Raw genomic sequence first — 9,271 nt, forward strand, 5'->3', positions numbered from 1 at the left:
GGACAGGTCCCTAGACAAGACCCATCCTTGCTGGTCAGGAGCACTTTTCAGTTGATCAACACCCGCTCACGCCACTCCGCCGTGAAAGCCCCGGGCTAGGTCGATCTCCTCTGGCGGGACCTGACTCACTGTTCGCAGCGTGTCGGCGTCCACTGGCACACGAACGACAGAGATCTGACGGCCTTCGACCCGATAGACGTCGCCGTTCCTGACAACCCCCCGGCCGTCGACCGACGTCCGAGTGAGCGTCTCTCGGATGTTGCCCTTAATGACGTGGCCGACCTTGCCGACTCCGTAGTGCTCGCGGAACGTCGCCAGGAGGCGGTCCTCATGGACAGGCGCTTCCACCCGCAGGACCAGCTCAACGCCGCCAACGGCGCCTGCGCGCGGCGGAACGGCCTCGCCACCACCGCCTTCGTCGTCGGCGCGGCCGACCCATGAGGCGTCACCTGCATCGGCGAGGGCGGACCGTGGCGTCTCGCTTCCGTCGCCCTGCGTGCGACGCTCCCTGCCGCGCCGTCCACGGGGAACGGCGCCGATCCGGGGGTCCTCTTGATGCGCTCGCGCCTACCCGTCCTCGCTCTGCTCGCCGCCGGCCTGCTCGCGGGTTTGCGGCTCGGAGTCCTCGCCGGCCGCCGCGCCTGCGCTCGACGCCGTCTTTGCCGACGCGGCCCGCGCCGCGCAGGACGGCGTCCAGGCCGAGCTGGAGTCGCTGGCCTCGTCCGCGGCCGCCCACGCGCGAGCCTCGTCCCTGGCACAGGGCGCCGCCGCCGCGCAGCAGGCCGCGGAGCAGGAGACCGCCGCCCGGCTCGCCGCCGAGGCAGCCGCCCGGGCAGCCGCAGAGGCGGCGGCCGAGCAGGGCGCGCGCGAGGCGGCCGCGGCGCAGGAGGTCATCGACGCCGAGGGCGGCTTCCCGGGCGGCTGGTACTTCGAGGAGGACTACGGCTGCGTCCGCGAGGACGCGTATCCGGACGACCCCTACTACGACTCCTCCGACCTCGAGGTCCGCTGCTCCGACGGCACCGCAACCGTTGAGGAGTGCTTCGGGCCCGGCTCGGACCTGAACGGCAACGGCGTCGCCGACGTCAACGTATAGGCGCCAATGCCGCGACCGGGTCAGGCCCACGGCCACGACCGTCACCACGGAACCAAACCGGCCGACGGTCGTCGACGTCAGCGACCTCGCTGCCGCTGGACGGCGGCGTCACCGCGCTCGTCCAGGACGGCTTCCGCGGCGAACCGCCCCCTACGCCGTCGGCTTCACCGCCGACCCCCGCGCTCGCGGCTTTCACGGAGGGCACCGTGGTGCCGGACGGATCGGCAGGGCCGACGGGCGCGCGCAGATCCCGCCTCGTCGTCGCCCGGGACAGCGCGGTGACCGGTGACCCTATCGTGCCCGCTGGCGTGCCCCCTTACCCCGTAGCCGGTGACCCGACCGGCCGCTCCGTCTTCCTGCCGCACGTCCACGGCGACGGGTGAAGGCCCATCACCACCGTCGACCTGCGGACCGGCCGCACCGTGGCCGAGGCACCGCTGTCTGCCGCACAGCCCAGCGACGGCGACCTGGGGGCATCCGAGTGTTGACGGCCTACCGGGTCAGCGCTTCATCGAGCGGACCCACAACGCCGCGGCGCCGTAGGCCAGGGAGCTGACGACCGCCCGCCGGGTGGTCCGCCCGCCGGCCTTGCCCGCGCCCGCCAGCGCGGTGAGCGTGTCGAGCACGTTGACCGCCGCGACCGCGGCCAGCCCGCGGTCGACCTCCTCCTCGGTCTTCGCCGTCAGCGCCAGCGCGGAGAGGGCCAGCGCGCGGCTGCCGAACAGCCGCTGCAGCTGCAGCCCGCCCGGCGTCACCGGCACGCCATATGCGGTCGCCACCGCCCGCGGCGCGACCACGTCACCAGCCCGAAGGCCGCGCCCGCGGCGCCCAGCGCCTTCGCCATGTCCTGCTTCGACGTCCCTGCCGCGGTCTTCTTGGCCATCGCGAACTCCTGGAGCGAGCGAGAGGACGGCGCTGGCTCACCGCCCACCCCCACCCAACCAGCGCCTCCGCCGTCCCGCAGGGCGACCGGACCACCACCGCACTAGCGTCGGCCGACGTGGCGGTCGAGCTGCAGCACCGCCCCACCGGCTGGGGCGTCATGCGCAGCCGCACGGCCGGCACGCCGCGGCCCGGCGTCCCCGAGGTCGTCGTCGTCCCCGGCCTCGCCGTCTCGAACTACCTGCAGCCGGCCGTGGAGGCGCTCGGCACCTGGACGCGCGCGCACCTGGTCGAGCTGCCCGGCTTCTCCGGCAGCGGCGAGCCGCCGCACCCGATGGACGTCGCCCAGTTCGCCGACGCCGTCGTCCAGTGGGTGGCCGCCGCCGGCCTGCACCAGGTCGTCCTCGTCGGGCACTCAAGCGGCACCCAGGTCGCTGCTCACGTGGCTGTCCGGGAGCCGGCGGTGAAAGCCCTCGTGCTCGCCTCCCCGACGATCGACCCGGCCTTCCGCAGCCTCCGCAAAGTCCTCCTCGCCTGGCGGCGCAACCACGCGCTCGAGCCGCCCGACCTCGACGCGCAACACGCCCCCGAGCGCAAGCGCGCCAGCCTGCGCCGGGTCCGGCATGCGCTGGGCGTCCACCTCGCCGACCGCCTCGAGGAGACCGTCGCGCGGGTCCCCCAGCCGGTGCTCGTCCTCTACGGCGACACCGACCGGCTCTGCACCGAGGCCTGGGCCCGCGAAGTCGCCGCCAGAGCACCCGACGGCCGCTTCCGCACCCTCCCCGGCGCGCACAGCTTCGTCTGGACCTCGCCCGCCGCGTGGTCCGCACCCATCGAGGAACTCGCCCGCGGCTGATCGGCCCAGGACCCCGGTCGTGGGCGCAGCGGGCATGCCGCGCTCCTGGCGTGGTGGCTCACGGCCGATCCGTCGAGGGCGCTGGAGGTCGGACCGGCAATGCCCACCGGGTCAGCGCACGGACGCGAAGCTGAGGACGACGTCCGCACCGGCCTTCCGAGCGGCTTCGGAAACCGCTCGTCAAGAGGCCGAGTGAGAACTGTGGACAGGCCATTGACCTGGGGATTCATACGGCGGAGCCCACCGTGATCCGGTATCCTCGAACACAGGTTCGAAGAGTCGAGGAGGGGTCATGCGCGAGCTGCAGACTGCACTCGACGCTCTCGCCGTCCTGGACCTCGACGAGCTCCCCGACGGGGTGCTGTTGGAGCACCTGCGGGAGGTTCTCGCGGCCGCCAACCGGCTGACCGCCCACGCCACCCGTGTGACCCGCCGCGCCGACGTCCGTGCCGCGTGCGAGTACGACGGGGCGAAGACGATGCAGTCCTGGCTGCGCGGACATGCGCGGGTCTCCGGTTCCCTGGCCAGGGACCTCGTGACTCGCGGTCGGCTCCTGGAGCAGCTCCCGGCCACCGAGCGGGCGTTCGCCGACGGCGCCCTGGGCGCGGACCAGGTCGAGGTGATCGCCGAGATCGCGAAGCCTGCCAACCTCGAGCTGGCCGCGGAGCAGGGCATCGACGTGGCCGCGGTGGAGACCGCCCTCGTCGAGCTGGCCTGCCGGGGCACCCACCGGGAGCTGCAGATCGCCGTCGGCGAGTACCTGGCCAAGCTCGACCCCGACGGCCCCGAACCCGACCCCACCGAGGAACGCTCACTCACCCTGGTGCAGCACCCCGACGGCTCCTGGACCGTCGGCGGCACCCTCGATGCGGTCGGCGGGCAGAAGGTCGCCACCGCGCTCGAGTCCATCGCCGCCGCCGGCCGCTGTGCCGCGGACAACCGCAGCCGCGCCCAGCGCACCGGCGACGCCCTCGTGCAACTCGCCGACCTGGCGCTGGCCTCCGGCCAGCTGCCGGTCCTGCGCACCGTCAAGCCCCACGTCATCGCCACGATCGGCCTCGAGGACCTGGTCCAGCCCGGCACCGGGCCGGCCGCCGCCGACACCGGCCTCGGCGCCGCTCTCTCCGCCGCCCGCACGCGCTGGCTCGCCTGCGACGCCACCCTGACCCGGATCGTCCTGGACCCCGACGGGCTGCCGGTCGACGTCGGCCGCGAGCAGCGGATCGTCCCGGCCCACATCCGCAAGGCCGTCGAACTCCGCGACCGGCACTGCGTGTTCGCCGGCTGTGAAGCACCCCGCTGGTTCTGCGACGTCCACCACCTGGTCCACTGGGCCCACGGCGGCACGACCTCGGCGGAGAACTCCGGGCTGCTCTGCGAACGCCATCACACGAAGGTCCACCACGGGTATCGCGTAGAACGCGACGACACCGCCCCGCCCGGACAGCGATGGCGCACCTACCGCCCCGACGGCACCGAGATCGTCATCTCCGCGCCGCTGCGCACCTGACCGCACGATGCACCCACCCACCCCACGAGCCCGACCGGCCGCGGGGCACGGGTGCGCCCGGCGCAGCGACGACACCGGACCGCTGCGGCGTCCGACCTCAGGGGATCCACGCATGCCGCTGGACCGCCAGACCCGCCCGGCGCCGACCCGCCGCTACGGAGCGCCGGTGGACTCCCCGGACAGCGGCAGGCCCCCGCGCAGCCGCCTCGCCCGCACCGCGCGGCTGGCCGCCCTGCCCGCGGCGTACGCGGGGCGGACGGCGCTCGGTCTCGGCAAGCGGATCGGCGGGCGGCCGGCCGAGGCGGTCGCCGCGCAGGTGCAGCAGCGCACCGCCGAGCAGCTGTTCGCCACCCTCGGCCAGCTCAAGGGCGGCGCGATGAAGGTCGGCCAGGCGATGTCGGCGATGGAGGCAGCACTCCCCGAGCAGCTGGTCGGCCCCTACCGCGAGGCCCTGACCCGGCTGCAGGAGGCCGCGCCGGCGATGCCCGCGGGCATGGTCCGCGAGCAGCTGGACCGGGCGTTCGACCGCGACCCGTTCCGGCAGTTCGACGACACGCCCGTCGCCGCGGCCAGCATCGGCCAGGTGCACCGCGCCACGTGGTCCGACGGCACACCCGTCGCCGTCAAGATCCAGTACCCCGGCGTCGGCGACGCGCTCGTCGCCGACCTCAAGATGCTCGACGCGCTCGCCCCGGTGATCGGCGTCGCCGCGCCCGGCCTCGACGCCCGCGAGCTGATCGCCGAGCTGCGCACCCGCCTGGTCGAGGAGGTCGACTACGCCCGCGAGGCGCAGGCGCAGGCGCAGACCGCCTTCGCCGACGCCTACCGCGACGACCCCGACGTCGCCGTCCCCGAGGTCGTCGCCGCGGCCGGCCCGGTGCTGGTCACCCGGTGGCTGGACGGGACGCCGCTGTCCCGCGTCATCGCCGACGGCACCCCGGCCGGCCGCGACCGCGCCGGCACGCTGCTGGTGCGGCTGCTCGCCTCCGCCCCGGTGCGCACCGGCCGGCTGCACGGCGACCCGCATCCGGGCAACTTCCGCCTGCTGCCCGACGGCCGGCTCGGCGTCCTCGACTTCGGCGCCACCGAGCCGATGCCCGCCGGCTGGCCGGCGCGGCTCGGTCCGCTGCTCGCCGCCGGGCGGGACGGCGCCGCGGCCGAGCTGCACCGCATCGCCGACGACGCGCACCTGCTGCAGCCGGGCAAGGTCGCCGCGACGGCGCTGGCCGACCTGCTCGACCCCTACATACACCCGCTGCGCGAACGCCCGTACACGTTCACCCGGCGGTGGCTGCAGGAGCAGACCCGCCGGGCGTCCGACCCGCTCGGCGCCGCCTCGCGCACCCAGCGCCGGCTGTCGGTGCCGCCGCGGCACCTGCTGCTGCAGCGGGTCGCCACCGGCACGGTCGGCGTCCTCTGCTCGCTCGGCGCCACAGTCGACGTCGACGGCGAGGTGGCCCGCTGGCTGCCCGGCTATCCCGCGCGCGGCGCGGGCCCGGGACCGGCCCAGTAGCTTCCGGGGCCATGGCCATCGACCCACGCGGCGCCGACCTCAAGCGCTTCCTCGCCGAGGACCCGGGCGGTCCCGTCGTCATGCTCAACCTGCTGCGCTTCGCCGAGGGCGGCCGCGAGTCCTACGCCACGTACTCCGCGGCGCTGAAGGAGACCTACCTGCCGCGGTACGGCGGCGAGGTCGTCTACGCCGGCGACGGGCACACGCCGCTGGTCGCCGAGGAGGGCCAGGCCTGGGACGCCGTCCTCCTCGTCCGCTACCCCAGCCGCGAGGCGTTCAGCCGGATGGTCGCCGACCCCGAGTACCAGCAGTTCACCCACTTCCGCACCCAGGCGCTGACCGAGGCCGTCCTCCAGCCGACCAGCCCCCGGTAGCCGCCGCCGCGATCCCGGCCGCCGCAGCTTGCCCGCGGGAGTGACCGGGGACACAGTGAGCCGCACGAGGCGATGCCGCCCGGGCGCCGCCCCACCGACGGGAGCGGCGGCATGCACGCACGGTCCACCAACATCCACGCCGATCCCGCCCGGATCGACGACGGCGTCAGGTACCTGCGCGAGCAGGTGCTGCCCGACCTCGCCGCGGCCGACGGCTGCTACGGGCTCTCGGCGCTCACCGACCGGGAGACCGGCCGGGTCATCGTCGCCACCGCGTGGGCGGACAAGGAGGCCATGCGGGCCACCGCCGAGGAGGTCCGGCCGACCCGGCACCGGCTCGAGCACATGGTCGGCGGCCGGCACTCCGACGTCCACGAGTGGGAGATCGCCGTCCTGCACCGCGACCGGATGGCCGGGGACGGCGCCGGCGCGCAGGTCACCTGGGCGCGCATCCCGGCCGACCACGTCGACGGGCTGCTCGACGCCTACCGGCTGAACCTGCTGCCGCGGCTGCGGGAGCTGCCCGGCTTCTGCAGCGTGAGCCTGCTGGTCGACCGGCGGGCCGGCCGCACCGTCAGCGTGACCAGCTTCGACAGCCGCGAGGCGATCGCCCTGGTGCGCCGGCAGGCGTGGTTCCTGCGCGAGCAGTTCGCCCGGGCCATGGGCGCCCGGATCCTGGACGTGCAGGAGATGGACCTCGCGCTCGCCCACCTGCGGGTCCCGGAGACGGTCTGAGCTCGCCGCCACGGCCCGTCGGCCGCCTTGCGGGACGCGCCCGGGGAGTGAGCCTCCCGGGCCTGCTCCCGCATCCGCGGCGGCCGACCGGCCGGTGACCCGATCCGCCCTCCGCGGGCGGTCAGCGGTGCCCGGTGTAGGAGGCCAGCAGCTCCCCGACCGGCGTGACCGAGGGCAGGCGCGGTTGCGCGAAGTAGTCGGGTCTGACCGAGCGCAGCAACTCCTCGCCGTCCCGTGCCCAGTCGAAGCTCCGCCGCTGGAGCAGCCGGCGGAAGACCGCGCTCGCCCGGGCGGGGTCGCGCTCGGCCAGCCGGCGCAGCACGGTCGGCGACACGCTGTCGTCGTGCAGGTACGACAGCACCTGCTCCCGGTAGCGGCGCCGCCGCAGCAGTTCCGGGTCGGCGAAAGCCTCCTCGACCAGGCCGAAGTCGGCGAAGAAGCCGAGCCCGTCGTCCTCGTCGTACACGAGGGCGACGGTGTCGGACTCGACCAGCTCCGGCGGCAGCTCCAGCACCCGAGCCGGCGGGCGCGGCACCCCGCGCGGCGGCTGCGGTCGTTCGCGGACGACCTCCGCCTGGCGGAAGGCATGGAAGTCGTCGAGTCGACGCTGAGCCTGCCCGCCGGGCACGACGACCAGGTCGGCGCCGAAGAACCGGATGAAGCGCTGCCGCTCCTCCCGCTGGAGCTCCCAGGCCTGGGTCAGCTTCGCGGGGTTGCGGAACACTGCCGCCGGCGAGCGCAGGGACAGGTCGATCGCCGCGCGCGCAGCGGCGTCCCGATCCCCGGGGCGCAACACCGTGGTCGGCCCGCTGAACGTCCACTCGTCGGCCACTGCGACGAGCCGGGTGAGGAGGAACGACCGCCGCGGCATCTGGCGGAAGACCGACGGGCCGACCGTCGAGTGCGCCCGGTAGGTCAGGTCGTCGACGAGGTTGACCAGCAGCACCGCGTCGCGGTCACGGCGCTGCACCTCGAAGACCCCCGAGACGACGTCGCGCCAGCCGAGCACCATCTGCCGGTCGTCGGGAGGGAGGTCCGGGTGCGCGTCGACGAAGTGGTCGACGAGGGTCCGGCCGTCCCGCTGGCGGTGCTCCAGCAGGAAAGAGTCCCACAGCAGCATCAACTGGTTCTCGTCCAGCACGTCACCCGGCTCGCCGCTCCCCGCCAGCATCTCCCGGAAGGCCCGGTCGTAGCGGGGCCGCCGGGCGTGCTCCATCAGCTGCCCCTTGAGCTCCGCGGCCCGCTCGAGAAGTCCTTCCGGGATCATCGGCATCGCCTTCCAGAGCCACGACCCGCCGTCGGGGCAGCCTACGACCGCGCAGCCGCTCGCAGGCGTGCCCGGCCGGGTCCGGCGAGTGGGGACCTGCGGTGAGCCGGCTCCCTACACTCGCGTCGTGTCCGTGGCCGACTCGCTCTCGCGCCTGCGCGCTGCCGCGGACGACGGGCGGCTCGACGACCTCGCGCAGCGGCACGGCATCGGCGTGATCACCGTGTTCGGGAGCGCCCTCCGCGATCCCGGGCACGCCCGCGACCTCGACGTCGCCGTCAGCCTGCCGGCCGGGACGCACACCGTCGTGGCGCTCATCGGGGAGCTCGCCGACCTGACCGCCGGGGACGACGTCGACCTGCTGGTCCTCGACGGCGCCTCTCCGACGGCCCGCTTCGCCGGCCTGGTCGAGGGCGAACCGCTGTACGAGGCGTCGGCTGGTCTGTTCGCCCGCACCCAGATGGCCGCGGCCCTCGAGTTCTACGAGACGGCCTGGCTGCGCGACCTGGAACTGGAGCGGATGTCGGCACCGTGACGCCACGCCGCCTCGACCCCGCCTCCGTCCAGGCGAAGCTCCGCTCGCTCGACGACCTGCGCTCCGCGCTCGACCTGGTCGGTGAGGTCGACGGCGCCCGCCTGGGCCAGGACGTGCTGCTCCGCCTGGCCGTGGAGCGAGCCCTGACCCAGGCCGTCGATCTCGTCGTGGCGGTGTGCGGCCACGTGCTCGCCGCGCAGTCGGCGTCGGTGCCGACGACGTACCGCGATGCCGTCCGGGGAGCGGCCGAGCACGGCCTCATCGACGCCGGCCTGGCGCAGTCGCTGGTCGCAGCCGTCGGGCTGCGGAACCTCCTCGTGCACGAGTACGCCCGAGCGGACCTGGCGATCGTCGCGGCGGCCGTGCCCGTGGCTCGACGCGACCTCGAGGAGTTCGTCCGGCAGGTCGCGACCTGGCTGCAGCGCGATCGCTGACCGGAGGTCCCCGGCCCGTTCCCGGGGGCGGACCCCGGGGTGGGTGAGCGGAGTTGTCGGGGGCATCGG

Annotated in this window: 11 protein-coding genes; 7 read left to right on the forward strand and 4 right to left on the reverse strand. The window is 74.7% G+C overall.

Translation table 11 applies throughout. From position 1 onward, the window contains the following. Positions 1 to 66 precede the first annotated feature (66 nt). The 3 genes from ACK586_RS17945 to ACK586_RS17955 form a co-directional block, all read right to left on the reverse strand. Positions 67 to 348 carry a hypothetical protein gene (locus tag ACK586_RS17945; protein ID WP_409331859.1) on the reverse strand — a complete coding sequence of 94 codons (282 nt, stop codon included), beginning with the start codon at positions 346 to 348 and terminating at the stop codon, positions 67 to 69. Between the two features lie 1,248 nt (positions 349 to 1,596). Then, on the reverse strand, positions 1,597 to 1,857 hold the full coding sequence (locus ACK586_RS17950; RefSeq protein ID WP_409331860.1) for a hypothetical protein: 261 nt from the start codon (positions 1,855 to 1,857) through the stop codon (positions 1,597 to 1,599). Continuing rightward, positions 1,848 to 1,979, reverse strand: coding sequence for a hypothetical protein (locus ACK586_RS17955; RefSeq protein ID WP_409331861.1), 132 nt, complete (start codon positions 1,977 to 1,979; stop codon positions 1,848 to 1,850). The genes ACK586_RS17950 and ACK586_RS17955 overlap by 10 nt, the downstream gene beginning before the upstream one ends. Positions 1,980 to 2,096: 117 nt before the next feature. Between ACK586_RS17955 and ACK586_RS17960 the strand changes: the two genes are divergently transcribed. The 5 genes from ACK586_RS17960 to ACK586_RS17980 all read left to right on the forward strand — a co-directional run bounded on the left by ACK586_RS17960 (position 2,097) and on the right by ACK586_RS17980 (position 6,966). Then, on the forward strand, positions 2,097 to 2,834 hold the full coding sequence (locus ACK586_RS17960) for an alpha/beta fold hydrolase (RefSeq protein ID WP_409331862.1): 738 nt from the start codon (positions 2,097 to 2,099) through the stop codon (positions 2,832 to 2,834). Positions 2,835 to 3,126: 292 nt separating this feature from the next. Then, on the forward strand, positions 3,127 to 4,344 hold the full coding sequence (locus ACK586_RS17965) for an HNH endonuclease signature motif containing protein (protein WP_409331863.1): 1,218 nt from the start codon (positions 3,127 to 3,129) through the stop codon (positions 4,342 to 4,344). Positions 4,345 to 4,456: 112 nt separating this feature from the next. Then, positions 4,457 to 5,857, forward strand: coding sequence for an ABC1 kinase family protein (locus ACK586_RS17970; RefSeq protein ID WP_409331864.1), 1,401 nt, complete (start codon positions 4,457 to 4,459; stop codon positions 5,855 to 5,857). 11 nt (positions 5,858 to 5,868) lie between these two features. Then, entirely contained in the window at positions 5,869 to 6,231 is a 363-nt protein-coding gene (locus tag ACK586_RS17975) for a DUF1330 domain-containing protein (protein ID WP_409331865.1), read from the forward strand. 111 nt (positions 6,232 to 6,342) lie between these two features. Beyond that, positions 6,343 to 6,966, forward strand: coding sequence for a hypothetical protein (locus ACK586_RS17980; RefSeq protein WP_409331866.1), 624 nt, complete (start codon positions 6,343 to 6,345; stop codon positions 6,964 to 6,966). A 121-nt stretch (positions 6,967 to 7,087) separates the two neighbouring features. Here the strand turns inward: ACK586_RS17980 and ACK586_RS17985 are convergent, their stop codons facing one another. Then, entirely contained in the window at positions 7,088 to 8,233 is a 1,146-nt protein-coding gene (locus tag ACK586_RS17985) for a hypothetical protein (RefSeq protein WP_409331867.1), read from the reverse strand. A 127-nt stretch (positions 8,234 to 8,360) separates the two neighbouring features. Here ACK586_RS17985 and ACK586_RS17990 point away from each other — a divergent pair, with 127 nt between their 5' ends. Next, on the forward strand, positions 8,361 to 8,768 hold the full coding sequence (locus ACK586_RS17990; RefSeq protein WP_409331868.1) for a nucleotidyltransferase family protein: 408 nt from the start codon (positions 8,361 to 8,363) through the stop codon (positions 8,766 to 8,768). Beyond that, on the forward strand, positions 8,765 to 9,202 hold the full coding sequence (gene hepT / locus ACK586_RS17995; protein WP_409331869.1) for a type VII toxin-antitoxin system HepT family RNase toxin: 438 nt from the start codon (positions 8,765 to 8,767) through the stop codon (positions 9,200 to 9,202). The genes ACK586_RS17990 and hepT overlap by 4 nt, the downstream gene beginning before the upstream one ends. Positions 9,203 to 9,271 lie beyond the last annotated feature (69 nt).

It is taken from the genome of Trujillonella humicola, from assembly GCF_046233715.1.
Lineage (GTDB): Bacteria > Actinomycetota > Actinomycetes > Mycobacteriales > Geodermatophilaceae > Trujillonella > Trujillonella humicola.